Source organism: Micromonospora sp. WMMD1128 (genome assembly GCF_027497235.1).
In the GTDB taxonomy this organism is placed as follows: Bacteria; Actinomycetota; Actinomycetes; order Mycobacteriales; family Micromonosporaceae; genus Micromonospora.
Genome location: NZ_CP114902.1, coordinates 4694981 through 4717199 on the forward strand (window position 1 = coordinate 4694981; position 22219 = coordinate 4717199).

Here is a 22219-nt window from a genome sequence, read left to right on the forward strand (position 1 = left end):
GAGTGGATCACGAAACGCCGCGAGCGCGGCAGGGGGACCCTGCCGCGCTCGCGGGACGTGCGGTGGAACTGTCAGCTACAGCCGCTTGTGGAGCCGCAGCCCTCGCAGACGTAGCAGCTGCCGGCCGGCCGCATCTTGGTGCCGCAGGTGAAGCAGAGCGGCGCGTCGGCGGCCTTGCCGATCACCGCCTCCAGCAGCTCGGTGCTGGAGCCCACCGTCGGTGCGGGCTTCACGGCGGCGACGTCGGCCAGCTCCTGCGCCGGCTGGGCCACCGGGCCGGTCGTCGGCTCGGGCGCCTCGACCGGGGCGGAGGCGGCCATCGCGGTGAGGTCCGCACCGCTCGCCTCCGCCTCCGCCTCGGCCCGGAGCTGGGCGGCCCGCTCCTTGGCGGTGAAGATGCCCAGTTCCGCGCGGCGCTCGTACGGCAGGAAGTCAAGCGCCAGGCGACGGAAGATGTAGTCCATCACCGAGGCGGCCATCCGCACGTCCGGGTCGTCGGTCATGCCGGCCGGCTCGAAGCGCATGTTGGTGAACTTGCTGACGTACGTCTCCAGCGGGACGCCGTACTGGAGACCGATGGAGATGGCCACCGAGAAGGCGTCCATCACGCCGGCCAGGGTCGAGCCCTGCTTCGACATCTTCAGGAAGACCTCGCCGAGGCCGTCGTCCGGGTAGGACGAGGCGGTGAGGTAACCCTCCGCGCCGCCGACCGAGAAGGAGACCGTCTGCGACGGGCGCTTCTTCGGCAACCGCTTGCGCACCGGGCGGTACTCGACGACCTTCTCCACGACCTTCTCGGCGACGGCGGCCTCGACCGCGGCCTCGACGGCCGCCTCGACGACTGCCTTGTTCGGCTTCGCCACCGACAGCGGCTGGCCCACCTTGCAGTTGTCCCGGTAGATCGCCAGCGCCTTCAGGCCGAGCTTCCAGCCCTCGAAGTAGATCTTCTCGACGTCCTCGACGGTCGCCTGCTCCGGCATGTTGACCGTCTTGGAGATGGCGCCGGAGATGAACGGCTGGACCGCCGCCATCATCCGCACGTGCCCCATCGGCGCGATGGACCGCTCACCCATGGCGCAGTCGAAGACCGGGTAGTGCTCCGGCTTCAGGCCGGGGGCGTCCACCACGTGCCCGTGGTCGGCGATGTGCTCGACGATCGCCTCGACCTGCTCCTCGGGGTAGCCGAGGCTGCGCAGGGCGCGCGGCACGGTCTGGTTGACGATCTGCATCGAGCCGCCGCCGACGAGCTTCTTGAACTTCACCAGCGCCAGGTCCGGCTCGACACCGGTGGTGTCGCAGTCCATCATCAGGCCGATGGTGCCGGTCGGGGCGAGCACGCTCGCCTGCGAGTTGCGCCAGCCGTTCTTGTCGCCGAGCTTGTTGCCCAGGGTCCACTGCTTGGTCGCCTCGCGCTGCACGGCGGTGCCCACGGTGCCGGTCGGCCGGATGCTGTCGTTGGCGGCGGCGTGCTTGCGCATGACCCGCTTGTGCGGCTCGGCGTTGCGGGCGTAGCCGTCGTACGGGCCGACAATGCCGGCCAGCTCCGCGGAGCGGCGGTAGGCGGTGCCGGTCATCAGCGAGGTGATCGCCGCCGACACCTCCCGCCCCTGCTCCGAGTCGTACGGCAGGCCGGAGGCCATCAGCAGGGCGCCCAGGTTGGCGTACCCGATGCCGAGCTGCCGGTAGGCGCGGCTGGTCTCGCCGATCTTCTCGGTCGGGAAGTCGGCGAAGCAGATCGAGATGTCCATCGCGGTGATGACGAGCTCGACCGACCGGACGAACTTCTCCACCTCGAAGCCGCCGTCGGCGCGGAGGAACTTCATCAGGTTCAGCGACGCCAGGTTGCACGAGGAGTTGTCCAGGTGCAGGTATTCCGAGCACGGGTTCGACGCGGTGATCCGCCCGGTCTCCGGGCAGGTGTGCCAGTCGTTGATCGTGTCGTCGTACTGGAGGCCCGGGTCGGCGCACTCCCAGGCGGCCGTCGAGATGCTCCGGAACAGGTTCTTGGCGTCGACCGTCTCGATGACCTGGCCGTCGAGCCGGCCGCGCAGGTCGAAGCCGCCGCCGTTCTCCACCGCGGTCATGAACTCGTCGGAGACGCGGACCGAGTTGTTGGCGTTCTGGTACTGCACGCTGACGATGTCGGCGCCGCCCAGGTCCATGTCGAAGCCGGCGTCCCGCAGCGCGCGGATCTTGTCCTCCTCGCGCGCCTTGGTGACCACGAACTCCTGGATGTCCGGGTGGTCCACGTCGAGGATGACCATCTTCGCCGCGCGCCGGGTGGCGCCGCCGGACTTGATGGTGCCGGCGGAGGCGTCCGCGCCGCGCATGAAGCTGACCGGGCCGGAGGCATTGCCGCCGGAGGAGAGCAGCTCCCGGGAGGAGCGGATCCGGGACAGGTTGACGCCGGAGCCGGAGCCGCCCTTGAAGATCAGCCCCTCCTCCTTGTACCAGTCGAGGATCGAGTCCATCGAGTCGTCGACGGCCAGGATGAAACAGTTGTGCACCCGGAGGTTGCCGGCCAGGAACTCGCCGCTCTCCGTCTGGATGTCGTAGACCTCCATCGCGCCGATCGGCTCGATGCGGTCGATCTCCAACCGCTTGACGCCATTGGCCGGCCGGCCCGCCTTCGCGAAGCTCTGTTCGAGCTTGGCCATCTTCTCCGCGCCGATGAACCCGATGTGGGTGGCGAACAGGTCCCGGTCGCCGTCGTTCTGGATCCGGACCGTCCAGCAGTCGTTGCGGTCCGGACGCGGGTCCCGCTTGCGCGAGACGCGGGAGAAGATCCCAAACCGCAACAGCAGGCTCTGTACGCCACGGATCAGCTTCTCCGAGACCATGTCCACCGCGACGAGCGTCGAACTCTCCCGGGCCGACACGTAACCCTCGGCCTGGAAGATGCTGCGCAGGTAACCGGCGACGACCGGCAGCGGCGCGGTGAACAGCCGCTCCGGCACGCTCATGTCGACGCCGCGGGTGAGCAGGTCCCACTTGTCCACGAACGGGCGCAGGTGCTCGCCGTAGAGGCGGGTACGCCGGCAGTCCAGCTGGTCGCTCTGCGTCTGCACGGTGCGCTCGTGCCGGTGGGCGTCGGCGAAGACCTCGTCGAGGGTGCCGGTGACCCAGTCCAGCTCGTCGTCGTTGACGGTCATCGCCTCAATGGTCAGCGACCGGTTCGTGCCCTTGTCGTACTGGCCGACGAACCCGTCCGACTGTAGCCAGCCGGCCAGCGCGGCCTCGCGGATCTCCAGTAGGTCGATCTCGCTCTCGCCGTAGGCGTACGTGCGGTGCCACTCGAGCTGATCGCCAGGGTTGAGGGTGCCGGCCTCCACCCAGGCGCCGGTGCCGGCGCCGGTGCTCTTCCAGACCACGTGGTCCGGGGTGACGTCGAGGGTGTAACCCGCCTTGGTGTGCAGTCGGAGAACCTCGCGCACCCCGTTGGCCTTGACGGCGACGATGCTGGTCAGACCGTTCGCGTCGTACACCTTGGTGCCGACGGCCCCGTCCTCGACAAGCTTCCCGATCGGGACCAGCCCGGCCGGCGTGCTGACCAGCGAGTCGTACGGGAGGCAGGCGCTCACCTGCTGCGGCGACGGCGTGCCGACGTTGAACCAGACCGGCGAGTTGAAGCTGAACACCTGGTGCAGCAGCATCCAGGTCAGCTCGTGCGCGAACACCTCGGCGTCGGCCGGGGAGGCGAAGTAGCCGTACTCCTCACCGGCGGTGCGGTAGGTGTCGACCACCCGGTCGATGAGCTGCTTGAGCGACCACTCCCGTTCCGGGGTCCCCACCGCGCCCCGGAAGTACTTGGTGGTCACGATGTTGGCCGCGTTGACCGACCAGGACTCGGGGAACTCCACCCCGCGCTGCTCGAAGTTGATCGAGCCGTCCCGCCAGTTCGTCATCACGACGTCGCGGCGCTCCCAGGCGACCTCGTCGTAGGGGTGCACCCCCTCGGTCGTCCAGACGCGCTCGATCTTCAGCCCCGCCCCGGCCTTGTTCCGTGACTTGCTTGTCGTCACGCCCTCGCCCCCTCGTCGGCACGGTCACCCACCGTGCCTGCTCACACTGTCGGAAATCAGAAATGTCAGCTGATCGCGCCGGCGGCGTCGGCCGCCGGCGCGTCGGCGCCGTCCCGGGCGCGCGCGGCGGCCCGCAGCGTCTCGATCTCGTGCTCGAAGTCGGCGAGCGAGTCGAAGGACCGGTAGACGCTGGCGAACCGCAGGTAGGCCACCTCGTCGAGATCACGCAACGGGCCGAGGATGGCCAGCCCCACGTCGTGGCTGGGGATCTCGGCCGCCCCCTTGGCGCGTACGGTCTCCTCGACCTTCTGTGCCAGCAGCGCGATCGAGTCGTCGTCGACCGGTCGGCCCTGACACGCCTTGCGCACCCCGCCGATGATCTTCGTGCGGCTGAACGGCTCGGTCACCCCGCTGCGCTTGACCACCGCGAGCACCGCCTCCTCGACGGTGGTGAACCGCTTGCCGCACTCCGGGCAGGATCGCCGTCGTCGGATGAGCTGGCCGTCGTCGGCCTCCCGCGAGTCGACCACCCGGGAGTCGGCGTGCCGGCAGTACGGACATCGCATCGCCCGACCTCCTTTGATCGACCACGGGCACCACCACCGGCTCCCGGGCACGCGTCGACACGGCGGAGCCATCCTTCGATGGCTGTCGCCGGGTGCGCGAGATGGGAGTGCGTTCGGTAGTCGAACCCAACCTGTAGGCAACTTACGCCCGTGTCACTACTACATCTAGGGGTTGACCGTATGCCGTCCCCCAAGCGAGGTCAAGTTGGCCGGAGTGTCCGGCGCGTCACCCGTCGACGATCCCAACGCGCCCCGACCACCCCCGGTCACGGCACATCGGGATGGAACACCCGTTCGACCGAAATCGCCTCGCCCGACGGCGTCCACCGGGCTAGGTTGCCGGCGTGAGCGCAGACGTGATCGACATCAAGTGGGACGCGCCGGGGTGGCGCGAGTCCGCCTCGCACTGGGTGGCGGAGCAGCTCGGCCGGCACGGCCGGCGGGTCACCGGGCCGGTGCAGGAGCGCGTACGCCCGTGGTCCCTGGTGTGGCGCGTGCCCACCGGCGACGGCGACGCCTGGTTCAAGGCCAACAGCGACGGCACCCGCTACGAGGCGGGCGTGCTGGCCGCGCTGTCCCGGCTGGCGCCCGGCCGGGTGCCGGACCCGCTGGCGGTGGACGCGGGCCGGGGCTGGTCCCTGCTGCCGGACGGCGGCCCCACCCTCCGCGACGTGCTGGCCGTCGAGCCCGATCCGGGCCGCTGGGAGCGGATCCTCCCGGTCTACGCCGACCTGCAGCGGGCGAGCGCCGCGCACGCCGGTGAGCTGCTCGCCCTCGGCCTGCCCGACCACCGGCCGGAGGCACTGCCGGGGCTCTTCACCGGCCTGCTGGGCGACTCCGACGCGCTGCTGCTCGGCCGGGACGGCGGGCTCACGCCGGAGTTCCTCGCCCGGCTGCGCGCCCACGCCGACCGGTACGCGCGGGACTGCCGGCGGCTCGCCGACCTCGGGGTCGAGCCCACCGTGCAGCACGACGACCTGCACGACGGCAACGTCTTCGTCGCCGCCGACGGCCCACGCTTCTTCGACTGGGGGGACGCCTCCCTCGCCCACCCGTTCGGCACCCTGCTGGTGACACTGCGCTCGGTCGCGCACGCCTTCGAGCTGCCCGCCGGTGACCCGGTGCTGCTCCGCGTGCGGGACGCGTACCTGGAGGCGTGGACCGACAGGCACGACCGGGCCGTCCTGCGGGAGGCGGCGGCCCTGGCGACGACCGTGACCACGGTCAGCCGTTCGCTGTCCTGGCGACGGGCCCTGCCGCCGGCCGACCCGGCCCGCGCCGAGTACGCCGCCGCCGTCCCGGGCTGGCTGGAGGAGCTGTTCGCACCGGCTCCGCTCTGACTCTCGCCGCGCCCGACTCGCGGGGCGACACGCCGACGTCAGGTCGTACAGATGTTTGAAAAAGGCCGATCTTACCGTTACGGTCGGACCATATGCACCACGAGCCGACGAGGCACCCAGCGCCGACCAGGGAGGGACGGACGTGACCGAGGACCGGGCCAGCCGGCAGAAGAACCCGCAGCCGATCGACGGGGCGGGTCCGCCGGCGTCCCGTCGCCCCCGCACCGCCCGTAGCCGCGCCGTCCAGCCCGCGGTGCGCCCGGTCACCCCGGTGGTCAGCAGCTTCCCCGACCCGGCGACGGTCGATCTCACCGCCCGGCAGCGCCGGATCCTGGATTTCATCCGCACCTGGGTCGAGCGCCACGGCTACCCGCCGAGCGTGCGCGAGATCGGCGAGGCCGTCGGCCTGGTCTCCCCGTCCAGCGTCGCCTACCAACTCAAGGAGCTGGAGAAGAAGGGCTTCCTGCGCCGCGACCCGAACCGACCGCGCGCGGTCGATGTCCGGGCCCCGAGCGACGTCGACGACGAGGCCGCCCGGGCGCAGCGTCCCGCCCCGGCCTACGTGCCGATGCTGGGCCGGATCGCCGCCGGCGGGCCGATCCTCGCCGAGCAGGCCGTGGAGGACATCTTCCCCCTCCCCCGCGAGCTGGTCGGCGAGGGCGAGGTCTTCATGCTCCAGGTCAAGGGCGACTCGATGCTCGACGCGGCGATCTGCGACGGCGACTGGGTGGTCGTGCGGCAGCAGCCCAATGCCGAGGTCGGCGACATCGTGGCGGCCATGCTCGACGGCGAGGCGACCGTGAAGACCTACCGGCGCCGCGACGGGCACGTCTGGCTGATGCCGCAGAACCCGGCCTTCGACCCGATCCCCGGCGACGACGCCACCATCATGGGCCGCGTGGTCGCGGTGCTGCGCCGGATCTGACCCACCGACTTTCGTGAGGGGTGACCGCGGCGGCCACCCCTCACGAAAGTCGTCTCAGTAGCGGTCGCCCCGGTGCTCCCGGCCGCCGGAGACCGGACCGTACCCTCCGTGGCCGTCGTCGCGGCGGGCGCCGCGCGGGTCCCGTGGGCCCGGCTCCCGGCGCGGCGGCTCGGCCCGGCCGCCGTCACTCCGCCGGCCCCCGCCGCCGGGCTGCCCGTGGCCGGCGCTCCCCGGGCCGCCGCCACGGCCGCCCGGACGGGCACCGCCCGGACCGCCGCCTCCGTAGACACCGCCCTGACCGGCCCGCTCCCCGGCGCCACCGCCCGGACCGGCGCCACCGCCGTAGACCCCGCCGCCCTGGGGGCGCCCGCTCTGGGGGGCGCCACCACCATGGGGGCGCCCACCGCCCTGGGGGCGCCCACCCTGGGCGCCGCCGCCGCCCTGCGGACGGCTGCCGCCCTGCGCCCCACCGTGGGGCGCGCCGCCATAGACCGCGCCTCCCTGGGGCCGGCCACCGCCGTAGACCCCGCCGGCCGCCGGCCGGTTGCCGTTCGCGGCGCCACCGTAGACGCCGCCGCGCGGCGGTGCGCCTGGCCGGTTGCCGGGCGCGGGGCCGCCGCCCACCGGGAATTCACCGCTCCGCTCGGGCGCGTCGGCCGCGGCGACGGGCGCCGGCTTGCGCCGGGCCCGCAGGATGCCGAACACGCCGGCGCCGACCAGGAGCGCGCCGAGCACCCCGACCGCGGCGATCAGGTACGTGATCTCGTCGAGCGAGAGCCCTTCCAGCCAGGACTTCTGTGCGGCCGGCTTGGTGTCGGGGTTGCCGCCGTTGGGCAACGCCTCCGCCCCGGTGGTCGACGGCGTGTAGCCGAGGATGTCGATCGGGTCCGCGTCGTCGAGCGAGCCGCCGTCGGAGACGGTGACGAACGACTTGCCGTCCGGGGTGTAGGAGATGGCCTCGCCGAACGGGTCGGCGAGCGGGGTGATCCGGGGCTTGCCGCCGGTCAGCGCCTTGACGATGTCGCCGCCGGCCACGTCGAACTCGAACGCGTCCGCGTACGTGCGGATCACGACCTTGCCGCCGTCGGGTGCGCGACCGGCGCCGGTGACGAGCGCCCGGCCGGGCGAGCCGAGCTTGTTCTCCGTGTTGGTCCTGGGCAGCGTGAACTCGCCGACCTTCTTCATCGGAACCGGCTCGAGGTCGGCGCCGGCCTTCAGCTTCACCGTCGGCGTGAAGATCTCCGACGTGCCGGAGAGGTCCTTGGTGATCACCAGCGGCATGCCGTCGTCGCCGACGAGCAGCGCCTCGGCGTCGTGCGGCTCCTTGCCCGGATAGCTGAGCCGGTGCAGGACCGGCTCCTTCGACCCGCTCAGCGGCATCGTCCAGACCGCGACGCGCTCCCGCCGGGTCTTCTTCTCGATGTTGTCGCCGGTGTCGGCGATCCAGAGCGTCTTGCCGTCCGGCCCGAGCGCCAGGTCCTCGGTGTCGAGGGGTCCGTCACCGGAGTATCGGACCTCCTTGTCGACCTTGCACTTGGTGGTCAGGTAGAAGACCCGCTTGCGGCTGGGATCGTCGGAGCCGTCGTTGATGACGACGTAGCCGTCGCTGGTGGCGACCAGGCCGGACAGCTCGCGAAGGCGGTCGTCGGAGACCGTGCACTTCTTCTTGGGAGCCGCAGCCAGGACCGGGGCCGCGCCGGGCGCCGCCAGTGCCGGCCCGGCCGGCGCCACGACCGCGCCGACCAGGCCGAGCGCGAGCGTGACCGAGGAGACAACGTGCCGCATGGGGCTCAGTGTCGCACGACCCCAGTTTCCGGCGGGTGACGCCGGACGGCTCACCGCCCGACGCCCACCCGTTCCTCGCTCGTGAGGCGGTCCCCGGCGCGGTAGGGGGCCAGCTCGGCGGCGAGCGCCTGGCTCACCCGCACGTGCAGCAGCGTGCCCTCGGGCAGGTGTGCGGTGCTGAGCACCTCACCCTGTCGGTGCGCCCGGGCCACCAGGTCACCCCGGTCGTACGGGAGCACCGCGCGGACCTCGACGGCGGGCCGCGGCAGCAGCCGTTCGATCGCCGCGCGCAGCTCGTCGATCCCGCGCCCGCGGTGCGCGGAGACGAACACCGCCTCCGGCCAGAGCCGCTTGAGCCGCAGCATCGTCTCCTCGTCGGTGGCGTCGGTCTTGTTGACCACGAGCAACTCCGGCAGCCGGTCGGCGCTCACCTCGGCGAGCACCTCGCGGACCGCGCGGACCTGTTCCTCCGGGTCCGGGTGGGTGCCGTCGACCACGTGCACCACCAGGTCGGCGTCGCCGACCTCCTCCAGCGTCGAGCGGAACGCCTCGACGATCTGGTGCGGCAGGTGCCGGACGAACCCGACCGTGTCGGAGAGCGTGTAGAGCCGACCGTCCGAGGTGGTGGCCCGACGGGTGGTCGGGTCCAGCGTGGCGAACAGCGCGTCCTCCACCAGCACGCCCGCCCCGGTGAGACGGTTGAGCAGGCTGGACTTGCCGGCGTTGGTGTAGCCGGCGATGGCCACCGCGGGCACCGCGTTGCGGGAGCGCCGGGCGCGCTTCGTCTGTCGTACCGTGGTCATGCCCTTGATCTCGCGGCGCAGCCGCGCGATGCGGTGCCGGATCCGGCGCCTGTCGGTCTCCAGCTTGGTCTCACCGGGACCACGCACGCCCACGCCGCCGCCGGCGCCGCCACCGCGACCGCTGCCACCGGTCTGCCGGGAGAGCGTCTCGCCCCACCCGCGCAGGCGCGGCAGCAGGTATTCGAGCTGGGCCAGCTCGACCTGCGCCCGGCCCTCCTTGCTCTTGGCGTGCTGGGCGAAGATGTCGAGGATCAGGGCGGTGCGGTCGACCACCTTGACCTTGGTGCGCTGTTCGAGGTTGCGTAGTTGCGACGGGGAGAGCTCACCGTCGCAGATCACCGTGTCGGCGCCGGTGGAGAGCACCACTGCGCCCAGGTCGTCGACCTTGCCGCGACCGATGTAGGTGGCCGGGTCCGGCCGGTTGCGGCGCTGGATCAGCCCTTCGAGCACCTGCGAGCCGGCCGTCTCGGCCAGTGCCGCGAGCTCGGTCAGGCTGTTTTCCGCGTCCGACTGGTCACCCTCGGTCCAGACGCCCACCAGGACCACCCGCTCCAGCCGGAGCTGGCGGTATTCGACCTCGGTGACGTCTGTCAGCTCGGTGGAGAGGCCGGGGACCCGCCGCAGCGCCTGCCGCTCCGACAGCTCGTAGTCACCGGTGGTGGTGTCGAGCTCGTCGTCCTCGAAGGGTTGGAAGGTCTCCTGCTCGCGCAAACTGCGTCTCCTGTCCGTTATGTGCATCGCCGGGAATTTTCGGCGCGTGACAGCAATCCTGACATGTGGCAACGCCTGGCGCACCCGGGTTATGCCCGTGGCGCTACCCACCGGTAGCGGGCCCGGATGCCGGTCGGGCCGGCCGGGCGGGTAGAAATGCCAGTCGAGCCGCTCAGCGTCGACGGAGGAGTAATTTTCGTGGCCATCACCCGACTGCCGAGTGCCGGATTCTCGATCACGATCCGGATCGCGGTGCCCGCAGACGCCTCCTCCATCGGCCGGCTCACCACCGCGGCGGGCGAGGCCGGCGCCATCGTGACCGCGCTGGACGTGGTCGACTCCGACCCGACGAACGTGATCGTCGACCTCACCTGCGACACCGCCGACGCCACCCACGCCGACCAGGTCGTCGACGCGCTCACCGGGCTCGACGGGGTGGACGTGCGCAAGGTCTCCGACCGCACGTTCCTACTGCACCTCGGCGGCAAGATCGAGGTGAGTTCCAAGGTCGCGCTCCGCAACCGTGACGAGCTGTCGCGGGCGTACACCCCGGGGGTGGCCCGGGTCTGCATGGCGATCGCGGAGAACCCGGCGGACGCCCGCCGGCTCACCATCAAGCGCAACACGGTGGCCGTGGTCAGCGACGGCTCGGCCGTGCTCGGCCTGGGCAACCTCGGGCCGGCCGCCTCGCTGCCGGTGATGGAGGGCAAGGCGGCGCTGTTCAAGCGCTTCGGCGGGGTGGACGCCTGGCCGGTGGTGCTTGACACCCAGGACACCGACGAGATCGTGGCGATCGTCAAGGCCATCGCGCCCGCGTACGGCGGGATCAACCTGGAGGACATCGCCGCGCCGCGCTGCTTCGAGATCGAGGCCCGGCTGCGCGAGGCGCTGAACATCCCGGTCTTCCACGACGACCAGCACGGCACCGCGATCTGCGTGCTCGCCGCGCTGACCAACGCGCTGCGCGTGGTGGGCAAGCAGCTCGCGGACGTCCGGGTCGTGGTCTCCGGCGCCGGCGCCGCCGGCACCGCGATCATGAAGCTGCTGCTGCGCCAGGGCGTGGGCGACATCATCGCGTACGACCGGCAGGGGGCCCTGCACCGCGGCCTGCCCGACCTCAACCCGGCCTGGCAGTGGCTGGCGGAGAACACCAACAAGGAGAGCTACGCCGGTGACCTGGCCGGGGCGGTACGCGGCGCGGACGTGTTCATCGGGGTGAGCGCCCCGAACCTGCTCACCGGTGACGACGTGGCCGCGATGGCGAAGGACGCGATCGTCTTCGCGCTCGCCAACCCGGACCCGGAGGTGGACCCGCGGGAGGCGCGCAAGCACGCCGCCGTGGTGGCCACCGGCCGCTCGGACCAGCCGAACCAGATCAACAACGTGCTCGCCTTCCCGGGCGTGTTCCGCGGCATGCTCGACGCGCACGCCGAGGAGTTCACCGAGGAGATGGCGATCGCGGCGGCCCGGGCGATCGCCGACGTGGTCGGCGAGGAGAAGATCAACCCGACGGTGATCGTGCCCAGCGTCTTCGACGCGCGGGTGGCCCCCGCGGTGGCCGCCGCGGTGCGCGCCGCCGCCCAGAACCCGGCCGTGACGCCGCCGCCGGCCGCCGACCCGGGCCCGTCCGACCTCCCCGAGATCGCTGCCAACGCCAGCGCCACCCCCTGACACCGACCGCCGCGCTGTCCGCTGCGAGATCTTGGATGGAAACGGCCCTCATGGGGGCCCGAACCTTCCAAGATCTCCAGCAGCGACCCTCCGGAGGTCGGCAAGGCGGACGGAAGGCCGCCCACCGCGGCGGGGCGGGCGAGGGCTACGGGTGCATGGCTGTGGGGATCAGGGTGCCGGTCGCCACCAGGACGGCGGGGCCGGCGAGCCAGCAGGAGTCGGTGGTCACCGTGACCATGAGTCGGCCGCCCGGGACGTCCACCGCCACGATGCCGGTTTCCCGACCGGCGTCGCGCAACGCCACCGCGCCGACCGCGCACGCGCCGGTGCCGCAGGAGAGCGTCTCGGCCGAGCCGCGCTCGTAGACCCGCATCAGCACGTGCCCGTCGGTGCCGTCGACCGGCCCCCCGGGCGTGGTGAACTCGACGTTCACCCCGGTCGGGAACGCCGCCGCCTCCACCTCCGGGGCCCGGGTGAGGTCCAGACCGGCCAGGTCCAGCGCGGCGGGCAGCGCGCACACCAGGTGCGGGTTGCCCACGTCCACCGCCGTGCCGGTCAGGGTCAGGCCACCCAGGGTGGCGGTGGCCGCCTCGTGGAGGCGGGGGCGGCGCATCTCGACCGCCACGTCCGGCCCCTCGACGCGGGCCCGCACCAGGCCGGCGCGGGTCGCGATCGGCAGCGTCCCGTCCGTGGGGGCGACCAGGCCGGTCTCCAGGAGGTAACGCACGAACACCCGGGCCCCGTTTCCGCACATCTCGGCGAACGAGCCGTCGGAGTTCCAGTAGTCCATGAACCACTCGGCCTCGCCCGCCAGCGCGACGCCGTCGGGGTGCTTCGCGGCGCGTACCACCCGCAGCACGCCGTCGCCGCCGAGCCCGCGCCGCCGGTCGCAGAGCGCGGCGACGAGGTCGGACGTCAGGTCGAGCGCGCCGTCCGGGTCGGGCAGGATGACGAAGTCGTTGCCGGTGCCGTGCCCCTTGGTGAACTCCACGCCCCCATCATTCCCGATCCCCGGCGGCGATCCGCAGCGCCGTGTCGACGAACCCGGGGGCGGCCGAGTCGAGCCAGCGCACCCGCGGGTCGCGCCGGAACCACGAGCGCTGCCGGCGGACGAAACGCCGGGTGGCCCGGATCGTCTCCTCGTGCGCCTGCGCCTCCGTCAGCTCACCGGCAAGGAAGCGCAGCACCTGCTGGTAGCCGAGCGCGCGGCTGGCCGTCCGCCCCGCCGGCAGCCCCTGCCCGACGAGCGAGCGCACCTCGTCGACCAGGCCGTCGGCCCACATCCGGTCCACCCGCAGCGCGATCCGCTCGTCCAACGCGGCGGTGTCCAGGTCGACCCCGAGCTGAACGGACGGGTAGTACGGCGTGGGCGCGGGCAGCGACGCGGTGAACGGCGCGCCGGTCAGCTCGATCACCTCGAGCGCCCGGACGATCCGCCGGCCGTTGCCGGGCAGGATGCCGGCCGCCGCCTCCGGGTCCGCCTCGGCCAGGCGGGCGTGCAGCGGACCCGGGCCGACCGCCGCCAGCTCCGCCTCCAGCCGGGCCCGCAGCGCCGGGTCGGTGCCGGGGAACTCGAACCGCTCCAGCACCGCCCGCACGTAGAGCCCGGAGCCGCCGACCAGCAGCGGCACCCGGCCCCGGGCCAGGATGTCGTCGACCGCCGCGCGGGCCAGCGCCTGGTATTCGGCGACGCTCGCCGGCTCCGTCACCGGCCAGATGTCCAGCAGGTGGTGCGGCACCCCCTCCCGCTCGGCCGGCGTCAGCTTCGCGGTGCCGACGTCCATGCCCCGGTAGAGCTGCATCGAGTCGGCGTTGACCACCTCGCCGTCGAGCGCGTGCGCCAGCGCGATGCTCAGCGCCGACTTGCCGGCCGCGGTCGGCCCGACCACCGCGACGACTGTCATGACCGCTCCCAGTTCGCCACGAAGTAGGCAACGCCGTAGGGCGCGGCGTGGTAGCTCAACCCGCCCCGCCAACGGCCGCCCGCCGCGCCGACCGCGCCGGCGAGCACCTGCCACGCGGCCCGCCCGGCGGCCCGCAGCTCGCCGGAGAGCACCGGGTCCAGGCCGCGCAGGGCGTCGGCGTCCGCGCCGGCCAGGGCCGCGGCGACCCCCTCGTCGTACGCCTGCGCGCGCGGGTCGTCGTACCCCGGCGCCGTGACGCCCCGGCAGGCGGACCCGTCGCCGAGCACGAGCAGCGCGACCCGCGGATCGTCGTCGAGGACCAGGCTCGCGCCGAACGCCGCGCACTCCGCCGGGGTGGCGTCGTGCGCCACCGACCGGGCCAGTCGGGGCAGCCCGGTGCCGGCGCGGCCGAGCAGCCACGCGCCGATGGTCAGGCTCAACGGCAGGCGGTCCCCGCCGGCGCAGTTGACCTTCCACAGCCGCACGTGGCGGTCCAGCCCGTACGGACGCAGCGAGCCGTGCTCGGCGGCGTTGAACCGGACGGTCTCCGGGCCACCACCGACCAGCAGGATCGCCTCGGGCCCGGCGGCGAGCAACCGGGCCACCGCCGCGTCGGCGGCGGCGCGCAGGTCGTCCAGCTCCGGCGCGGCGGCGCCGGCCAGCTCGGGTACGAGCAGGGGCGGATGGGGGCAGACGGCGGCGGCGACCAGGGGCACGACCCCAACCTATCGGGGCGTCCCGGTGCGTCCCCGCGCCGATCCGGCCATCGAGGGCGTACGACACCGTATGGTCACGGTCGACGACAGGCGCTCGACACGGACGGGGGCGGACCTGTGACAATGCCGGGAGAAAGTTTGCTGCGCCGTGGCGGCGCCGAGGGCTGTCCCCTCGACGCCGGGAGAACGAGGATGGGCACATGAGCGACTGGACTGCCTTCGGACGGGTGGACGAGGACGGCACCGTCTACGTCAAGACCGGCGACGGCGAGCGGGTGGTCGGATCCTGGCAGGCGGGGGCCCCGGAGGAAGGGCTCGCCCACTTCGCCCGGCGCTTCGCCGACCTGGTGACCGAGGTCGACCTGACCGAGGCCCGGCTCAACTCGGGCGCGGCGGACGCCGGCCACTCGCTGACCACGATCCGCCGGATCCGGGCGTCGCTGCCCGAGGCGCACGTCGTCGGGGACATCGACGCCCTGGCCGCCCGGTTGGACAAGCTGGCCACGGTCGCCGAGGAGAAGGCCGGCGAGGCCAAGGCGGCCCGTGAGGCCGCCCGGGGCGAGGCGCTCGCCCGCAAGACGGCCCTGGTCGAGGAGGCCGAGAAGCTCGCCGCCGAGTCGACCGGCTGGAAGACCGCAGGCGACCGGCTCAAGGAGATCCTCGACGAGTGGAAGACGATCCGCGGCGTCGACAAGAAGGCCGACGGCGAGCTGTGGAAGCGGTTCGCCGCGGCCCGGGACGGCTTCACCCGCCGTCGGGGCGCCCACTTCGCCTCCCTCGACCAGCAGCGCAAGCAGGCGCAGACGGTCAAGGAGGAGCTGGTCGCCGAGGCGGAGAAGCTCAAGGAGTCGACCGACTGGGGCGTCACCGCCGGCCAGCTCAAGGACCTGATGGCCCAGTGGAAGGCCGCGCCGCGTGCCGCCAAGGAGGCCGAGCAGAAGCTCTGGGAACGGTTCCGGGCGGCGCAGGACGAATTCTTCACCCGGCGCAGTGAGGTCTTCTCCGCCCGCGACAACGAGCAGCGGGCCAACCTGGAGCGTAAGCAGGCGCTGCTGGCCGAGGCCGAGGCGCTCGACGTGGACGGCGACCCGAAGGGCGCCCAGGCGAAGCTGCGCGAGATCCAGGCGCAGTGGCACGAGGCCGGCCGGGTGCCCCGCGAGGCGGCGGCCGGCCTGGAGCGCCGGCTGCGGGCCGTGGACGACAAGGTCCGCGAGGTGATGGACTCGGCGTGGCGGCGCACCTCCAAGGAGGACAACCCGCTGCTGGCGCAGATGCGCGCCCAGGTGGCCGAGGCCGAGGACCGCCTGACCCGGGCCCAGGCCGCCGGCGACACCCGCCGCATCAGGGAGGCCGAGCAGGCCCTCACCTCGAAGCGCCAGTTCCTCCAGCTGGCCGAACAGGCGGGCTGACCCACACCCCGCTTCGACCCCCGCTGATTCACCGAAAGAGTGCCTGTTCCGCGCCGGATAGGCACTCTTTCCGTGAATCAGCGCGTCCAGGGGGCGGGAGGGGGTGCGTGTTGACGGGTGGGGGTGGGCTGATCAGAATGGGCGTCGGAGCTAGGGGTTCCGGCGCGAGGGTGTCGACGGCTGCACTTCGCCGTCGAGGTCGCCGGGTGAACGTCGCGAGTGGCCGTCCACGTGACCGGCCCGGCGCGCGCTGTGCGCGTACTCGATGACGAGCGGGTCGGGCCTCCTGGTCCTGCCGCCCGCGGCGCCTGAGCGGCGCGGGCATCCGAAGTGGAGCACCCATGCACCGACGCACCGCCCTCGGCGGCGCCCTGACGGCGCTCGCCACCGCCGCGGCCGGCATCCTCGTCGCCGCGACCGTCAGCACCACCCCGGCCGTCGCCGCGGCCAGCGGCACCGGCACCGGCTACCTGCACACCAGCGGCAACAAGATCGTCGACAGCACGGGCGCGACCGTCCGGCTGACCGGCATCAACTGGTTCGGCATGGAGACCGACAACAAGACGTTCCACGGCCTGTGGTCGAGCAACACGTGGCGCGGCCAGCTCGACACCATGGCCCGGCTCGGCTACAACACGCTGCGCATCCCGTACTCGAACGACTCCATCAAGCCCGGCGCGACGGCGACCGGGATCAACGACTTCGTCAACCCGGACCTGATCGGGCTCTCCCCGTTGCAGATCCTGGACAAGGTCATCGACTACGCGGGCAGCAAGGGGATGCGGGTCATCCTGGACCGGCACCGGCCGACCTCGGCCGGGCAGTCGCCGCTCTGGTACACCTCGGGCGTCTCCGAGGCGACCTGGATCGCCGACTGGAAGACGATGGCCCAGCGGTACGCGAACAACCCGACGGTGATCGGCGCGGACCTGCACAACGAGCCGCACGCCGAGGGCACCAACCCGGCCGCCACCGGCGCCTGCTGGGGCTGCGGCGACACCGCCCGCGACTGGCGGCTCGCCGCCGAGCGGGCCGGTAACGCCATCCTCGGCGTGCAGCCGAACTGGCTGATCTTCGTGGAGGGCGTGAGCTGCCCGAGCGGCGGGCTGTCGAACGTCTGGGACAACGACCCCAGCAACGACGAGGACTGCGGCTGGTGGGGCGGCAACCTCTCCAAGGCCGGGCAGTTCCCGGTCCGGCTGAACGTGGCCAACCGGCTGGTCTACTCCCCGCACGAGTACGCCACCTCGGTCTACCGGCAGGCCTGGTTCGACGACCCCAGCTACCCGGCGAACATGCCGGCCATCTGGGACCACTACTGGGGTTACCTCTACAAGCAGAACATCGCGCCGATCATGATGGGCGAGTTCGGCACCACGCTCCAGGACCCGAAGGACAAGATCTGGCTGGAGAACCTGATGGCCTACACCGGCACCGGGGTCAACGGGATGTCCTTCACCTACTGGTCGTGGAACCCGAACTCGGGTGACACCGGCGGCATCGCCAACGACGACTGGACCACCGTCAACCAGGCCAAGCAGTCCATCCTCCAGCCGTACCTGATCCCGCCGTCCGGCAGCGGGAACCCGAACCCGACGCCGACCGGGACCGGCTCGCCGACGGCGACGCCGACCAGCTCCCCGACCGCGACGCCGACCACGCCGGCGCCGAGCGGCGGCTGCACCGCCAGCTACAAGCAGATCAACGCCTGGGCCGGCGGCTTCCAGGGCGAACTGACCGTGAAGAACACCGGCACCGGCGCGGTGAACCCGTGGTCGGTCACCTGGGCCTGGCCGTCCGGGGTCACGCTCCAGAGTGGCTGGAACGCCACCGTCACGCAGTCCGGCACCACTGTCACGGCCGCCGCGCCGGGCTGGTCGCCGTCGCTGGCGGCGGGGGCCTCGGTCACCGTCGGCTTCACCGCCAACGGCACCGCCGCCTCCCCCGCCACCGTAAAGCTCAACAGCGCCACCTGCTGAGGTTGTAAGGAGGGGGCCCCGCTTAACGCATTCGGTAGAGGAGGGGCCCCCGCTTAACACGAGGTGTTAAGCGGGGGCCCCTCCTAACCGTCAGGGCGGGGTCAGCGGGCGGCGCAACCGCCGGTGGCGGCGGGCGGCGCGGCCGGCGCGCCGACCGTCGGCAACCCGAGCAGCACCCCGGGGGTACGCGGGGCCCGCCCCGCCTCGGCCGCGTCGCCGGCCCGGGTACGCCGGTGCGCGAGCGGCGCACCGTCGGCGTTGAGGTGGTGCGGCGCCGCGTACGTGACGGCGGTGTGCACGATGTCGCCGGGGCGGATCCGCCCGGCCAGCTCGCCGGTGGCGAAGTGCACCAGGCGGCCGTCGCGGGCGCGGCCGGACATCCGGCCGGTGCGCTCGTCCTTGCGCCCCTCGCCGACGGCGACGAGCACCTCGACGGTCTCCCCCACCAGCTTCCGGTTCTCCGCCCAGGTGATCTCCTCGACGCACGCGACCAGACGCTCGTACCGCTCCTGCACGACCGGCTTGGGCAGTTGGTCGTCCATGATGGCGGCCGGGGTGCCGGGGCGCTTGGAGTACTGGAACGTGAACGCCGAGGAGAACCGGGCCTCCCGGACCACGTCGAGGGTGCGGGCGAAGTCCGCCTCGGTCTCGCCGGGGAAGCCGACGATGATGTCCGTGGTGATCGCCGCGTCCGGCATCGCCGCCCGGACCTTCTCGATGATCCCGAGGTAGCGCTCCGAGCGGTACGAGCGGCGCATGGCCCGCAGCACGTCGTCGGAGCCGGACTGCAACGGCATGTGCAGCGAGTGGCAGACGTTCGGCGTCTCGGCCATGGCCGCGATCACGTCGTCGGTGAAGTCCTTCGGGTGCGGGCTGGTGAACCGGACCCGCTCCAGCCCGTCGATGTCGCCGCAGGCCCGCAGCAGCTTGCCGAAGGCGTACCGGTCGCCGAACTCGACGCCGTAGGAGTTGACGTTCTGCCCGAGCAGGGTCACCTCCAGCACGCCTTCGTCGACGAGCGCGCGCACCTCGGAGAGGACGTCGCCGGGACGGCGGTCCTTCTCCCGGCCGCGCAGGGCGGGCACGATGCAGAACGTGCAGGTGTTGTTGCAGCCGACGGAGATGGAGACCCAACCGGCGTACGTCGACTCGCGCCGCGTCGGCAGCGTGGACGGGAAGACCTCGAGCGACTCGAGGATCTCCACCTCGGCGGCGGCGTTGTGCCGGGCCCGGTCCAGCAGCACCGGCAGCGAGCCGATGTTGTGCGTGCCGAAGACCACGTCCACCCAGGGCGCCTTGCGGACGATCTCGCCGCGGTCCTTCTGGGCCAGGCAGCCGCCGACCGCGATCTGCATCCCGGGGTGCTTCGCCTTGACCGGGCGCAGGTGACCCAGGTTGCCGTAGAGCCGGTTGTCGGCGTTCTCCCGGACCGCGCAGGTGTTGAACACCACCACGTCGGGCTGATCGTCGGCCTCGGCGGCGCGCACGTATCCGGCGTCCTCGAGGAGGCCGGAGATGCGCTCGGAGTCGTGCACGTTCATCTGGCAGCCGTACGTACGCACCTGGTAGGTGCGCGGGCTGCCCACGGCTGCGGTAGTCATGACCCGGACAGCGTATCCGGGTGGCGCCGGTACGCGCCGCCGGCGGTCAGCCGGCGACGGTCAGGCGGCGGTCAGCCGATAGCGGTCAGGCCCCGGCGGTCAGCGGCGACGGTCAGGCGGCGGCGAGCGCCGGTGCGACCGAGTCCGGCGCCCACCGGGAGCGGTGGCAGCGCGACCAGCCCCGGCAGCCGGGGTCGGCGAGCGTGCAGAGCCGCTGGTCGCTGAGGACCTCGCCGTCGTCGGTCTCGACCACGTCGAAGTGCACCGGGCGGATGGTGCCGTCCGGGGCGACAAGCAGGTGCCGGCCGGCGTCGAGCGTGTCGTCGCGCATCAGGCAGTTGCGGCCCAGCACCCGGGCCAGCGCCGCGATGGCGGGCAGCTCGGCCAGGCTTTCGGGTACGCCGTAGCAGTCGACCACCGTCCCGTACGCCCCGGGCGCCTCCCACACGTCGCAGACCACCGCGTACGCGGGCAGCCGGCCCGGGTCGGCGACGGCGAGGGGCATCACCACCCGGCCGAGCGCCTCGGCCATCGCCGGGTAGACCTCCACCGGCGCGCCGCCGTTGATTCTCCAGTTCCACAGCTCGGTCATGCTGCCTCCTCGCTGCGCTCGTCCCACCGGCCTCCGGATCGGGCCTTACTGACGATGGTGGGGGGCATTTAGCCTCAGCCGGGGGCAAGTTACCGGTCTGTGACCATTCCGGGCAAAATTTCCCTGGGCGACGTTGCCCGCAGTGGCGGGAAGGTGACAGTTTATCGAGTATGGTGCCCGGTTCCCCGGGCTGCCGCGCCGGTCACCGGAGCTGGATCAGGTGGTCCGAGGTGGGCCGCAGCTCCCCGATCACCGTGCCGCCCGGCACCTCGCCCGCGACGAGCAGCCCGCCCGAGGTCTGGGCGTCGGCCAGCAGCAGCCGCTCGGACTCGTCGGCGCCCCCGAAGTCGGTCCACGGCGTCACCCAGTCGAGGTTGCGGCGGGTGCCGCCACTGACGTACCCGTCGCGCAGCGCCTCCCGCGCGCCCGGCAGGTACGGCACCGCGGCGGTGTCGATCGCGACCGTGAGCCGGCTGGCCCGGGCCAGCTTCGAGGCGTGCCCGAGCAGCCCGAAGCCGGTCACGTCGGTGCCGCAGCGGATGCCGGCGGCCACCGCCGCCCGGGCGGCGTCCCGGTTGAGCCGGGCCATCGACTCGACCGCCTCGGGAAACCGCTTCCCGGTCTGCTTGTGCCGGGTGTTGAGCACGCCCACGCCGAGCGGCTTCGTCAGCGACAACGGCAGCCCGGCCCGCCCGGCGTCCAGGGTGATCAGCTCCTCCGGACGGACCACGCCGGTGACCGCCAGACCGTACTTCGGGCCGTCGTCGTCGACGCTGTGCCCGCCGGCCAGGTGACAGCCGGCCTCGTTCGCCACGTCCTGCCCGCCTCGCAGCACCTCGCGGGCCAACTCCAGCGGCAGCACCTCGCGCGGCCAGCAGAGCAGGTTGAGCGCGACGAGCGGGGTGCCGCCCATGGCGTACACGTCAGAAAGCGCGTTCGCGGCGGCGATGCGGCCCCAGTCGTAGGCGTCGTCGACGACCGGGGTGAAGAAGTCGGCGGTGGTCACCAGGCCGGTGCGCGCGTCCAGCCGGACCACCGCGGCGTCGTCGCCGTTCTCCAGGCCGACCAGGAGGTCAGCCGTGCCGGCGCTCGGGCCGAGGCCGGCGACCATCGCCTCCAGCTCGCCGGGCGGGATCTTGCAGGCGCAGCCGCCGCCGCGGGCATGATCGGTCAGCCGGAACGTGTCGGTCATCGCCTCATGATCTCCGCGATCCGGCGCCGCCGCCACTGGGACGCGCCTTCGGCGGAACGGAATTCGGACGCACCGGCACGCCGTCGACCGGTGTTACCGCTCCGTGACCATCTCGGTTGCGTTCTGCCACGTCACCCCGCCTACAGTTGCCCAACCGGGGGTCGACCGACCCCCTCACGGCACGGACGACAGGGACGACAGGGACGGTGGACGACGTGACGACGGGCGACCCGCTGATCGTGCTCGACGGGGTCAACAAGTGGTTCGGGCCGCTGCACGTGCTCGACGACGTGTCCCTCTCCGTCGGCCGGGGCGAGGTGGTCGTGGTGATCGGCCCGTCCGGCTCCGGCAAGTCGACGCTGTGCCGCACCATCAACCGGCTGGAGCCGATCGACAACGGCACCATCACGTTCGACGGGCAGCCGCTGCCGGCCGAGGGCAAGCCCCTGGCCAGGCTGCGCAGCGAGGTCGGCATGGTGTTCCAGTCGTTCAACCTCTTCGCGCACAAGAGCATCCTGGAGAACGTGACGCTCGGGCCGATCAAGGTACGCAAGGAGAAGCCGGCCGCCGCCCGCGAGCGCGGCCTGGCCCTGCTCGACCGCGTCGGCATCGCCAACCAGGCGGACAAGTACCCGGCGCAGCTCTCCGGCGGCCAGCAGCAGCGGGCGGCGATCGCCCGCGCGCTGGCCATGCAGCCCAAGGCGATGCTCTTCGACGAGCCGACCAGCGCGCTCGACCCGGAGATGGTCGGCGAGGTGCTCGACGTGATGACCTCGCTGGCCCGCGACGGCATGACCATGGTGGTGGTCACCCACGAGATGGGCTTCGCCCGGCACGCGGCCAACCGGGTCATCTTCATGGCCGACGGCAAGCTCGTCGAGGACGCGTCGCCGACCGAGTTCTTCGCGAATCCGCGCAGCGAGCGCGCGAAGGACTTCCTCTCCAAGATCCTCACGCACTGAGCGTCCGTAGTGGAGCCGTCCCGGCGGCTCCGTCGAAGAAG

General features: G+C 72.4%; 15 protein-coding genes and 3 pseudogenes. 6 read left to right on the top strand and 12 right to left on the bottom strand.

Annotation, left to right across the window (positions count from 1 at the left end; genetic code table 11):
- Window positions 1-71: 71 nt before the first annotated feature.
- The 4 genes and pseudogenes from O7602_RS31015 to nrdR form a co-directional block, all read right to left on the bottom strand.
- Window positions 72-2498 (bottom strand): annotated as a pseudogene (locus O7602_RS31015) (vitamin B12-dependent ribonucleotide reductase); the annotation flags it as partial.
- A gap of 237 nt (window positions 2499-2735) precedes the next feature.
- A pseudogene (locus O7602_RS31020) lies at window positions 2736-3581 on the bottom strand (LAGLIDADG family homing endonuclease); the annotation flags it as partial.
- Window positions 3570-4054 (bottom strand): annotated as a pseudogene (locus tag O7602_RS31025) (vitamin B12-dependent ribonucleotide reductase); the annotation flags it as partial. The pseudogenes O7602_RS31020 and O7602_RS31025, both read right to left, overlap by 12 nt.
- A 33-nt stretch (window positions 4055-4087) precedes the next feature.
- Window positions 4088-4588, bottom strand: coding sequence for a transcriptional regulator NrdR (gene nrdR / locus O7602_RS20845; RefSeq protein WP_281584306.1), 501 nt, complete (start codon window positions 4586-4588; stop codon window positions 4088-4090).
- Window positions 4589-4932: 344 nt separating this feature from the next.
- On the opposite strand from nrdR, the gene O7602_RS20850 reads away from it, so the two are divergent.
- Entirely contained in the window at window positions 4933-5928 is a 996-nt protein-coding gene (locus tag O7602_RS20850; protein ID WP_281584307.1) for an aminoglycoside phosphotransferase family protein, read from the top strand.
- Window positions 5929-6070: 142 nt separating this feature from the next.
- Complete coding sequence (gene lexA / locus O7602_RS20855) at window positions 6071-6853, top strand: transcriptional repressor LexA (protein WP_281584308.1); 783 nt, start codon at window positions 6071-6073, stop codon at window positions 6851-6853.
- A gap of 54 nt (window positions 6854-6907) precedes the next feature.
- Here lexA and O7602_RS20860 read toward each other — a convergent pair whose 3' ends face one another.
- Both O7602_RS20860 and hflX read right to left on the bottom strand, forming a co-directional pair.
- Window positions 6908-8638: a hypothetical protein gene (locus O7602_RS20860; protein ID WP_281584309.1), complete on the bottom strand. Its 1731-nt coding sequence runs from the start codon at window positions 8636-8638 to the stop codon at window positions 6908-6910.
- Window positions 8639-8688: 50 nt separating this feature from the next.
- The gene (hflX, locus tag O7602_RS20865) at window positions 8689-10179 is read right to left on the bottom strand and encodes a GTPase HflX (protein WP_281584310.1); all 1491 of its coding nucleotides are present in this window, start codon (window positions 10177-10179) and stop codon (window positions 8689-8691) included.
- 171 nt (window positions 10180-10350) lie between these two features.
- On the opposite strand from hflX, the gene O7602_RS20870 reads away from it, so the two are divergent.
- The gene (locus tag O7602_RS20870) at window positions 10351-11823 is read left to right on the top strand and encodes an NAD-dependent malic enzyme (RefSeq protein ID WP_281584311.1); all 1473 of its coding nucleotides are present in this window, start codon (window positions 10351-10353) and stop codon (window positions 11821-11823) included.
- Between the two features lie 145 nt (window positions 11824-11968).
- Here O7602_RS20870 and dapF read toward each other — a convergent pair whose 3' ends face one another.
- The 3 genes from dapF to O7602_RS20885 are packed head-to-tail and all read right to left on the bottom strand — an operon-like array spanning window position 11969 to window position 14443.
- Window positions 11969-12814 carry a diaminopimelate epimerase gene (gene dapF / locus O7602_RS20875; RefSeq protein ID WP_281584312.1) on the bottom strand — a complete coding sequence of 282 codons (846 nt, stop codon included), beginning with the start codon at window positions 12812-12814 and terminating at the stop codon, window positions 11969-11971.
- Window positions 12815-12821: 7 nt separating this feature from the next.
- Window positions 12822-13727 (bottom strand): tRNA (adenosine(37)-N6)-dimethylallyltransferase MiaA, encoded by a 906-nt coding sequence (gene miaA / locus O7602_RS20880; RefSeq protein ID WP_281584313.1) that lies wholly within the window; start codon window positions 13725-13727, stop codon window positions 12822-12824.
- Window positions 13724-14443, bottom strand: coding sequence for a hypothetical protein (locus O7602_RS20885; protein ID WP_281584314.1), 720 nt, complete (start codon window positions 14441-14443; stop codon window positions 13724-13726). The genes miaA and O7602_RS20885 overlap by 4 nt, the downstream gene beginning before the upstream one ends.
- Before the next feature lie 200 nt (window positions 14444-14643).
- Between O7602_RS20885 and O7602_RS20890 the strand changes: the two genes are divergently transcribed.
- Together O7602_RS20890 and O7602_RS20895 are read left to right on the top strand one after the other, a co-directional pair.
- Window positions 14644-15852, top strand: a complete 1209-nt coding sequence (locus O7602_RS20890; protein ID WP_281584315.1) for a DUF349 domain-containing protein — start codon at window positions 14644-14646, stop codon at window positions 15850-15852.
- Between the two features lie 341 nt (window positions 15853-16193).
- Window positions 16194-17831, top strand: a complete 1638-nt coding sequence (locus O7602_RS20895; RefSeq protein ID WP_281584316.1) for a cellulase family glycosylhydrolase — start codon at window positions 16194-16196, stop codon at window positions 17829-17831.
- A 101-nt stretch (window positions 17832-17932) separates the two neighbouring features.
- Here the strand turns inward: O7602_RS20895 and miaB are convergent, their stop codons facing one another.
- From miaB to selD, 3 genes are all read right to left on the bottom strand, one after another.
- A complete protein-coding gene (gene miaB, locus O7602_RS20900) occupies window positions 17933-19432 on the bottom strand; it encodes a tRNA (N6-isopentenyl adenosine(37)-C2)-methylthiotransferase MiaB (RefSeq protein WP_281584317.1) in 1500 nt (499 codons plus the stop codon).
- Window positions 19433-19544: 112 nt separating this feature from the next.
- Complete coding sequence (locus O7602_RS20905; protein ID WP_281584318.1) at window positions 19545-20024, bottom strand: hypothetical protein; 480 nt, start codon at window positions 20022-20024, stop codon at window positions 19545-19547.
- Window positions 20025-20226: 202 nt separating this feature from the next.
- A complete protein-coding gene (selD, locus tag O7602_RS20910; RefSeq protein ID WP_281584319.1) occupies window positions 20227-21216 on the bottom strand; it encodes a selenide, water dikinase SelD in 990 nt (329 codons plus the stop codon).
- 206 nt (window positions 21217-21422) lie between these two features.
- Here selD and O7602_RS20915 point away from each other — a divergent pair, with 206 nt between their 5' ends.
- On the top strand, window positions 21423-22178 hold the full coding sequence (locus O7602_RS20915; RefSeq protein WP_281584320.1) for an amino acid ABC transporter ATP-binding protein: 756 nt from the start codon (window positions 21423-21425) through the stop codon (window positions 22176-22178).
- The last annotated feature ends 41 nt before the right edge of the window (window positions 22179-22219 follow it).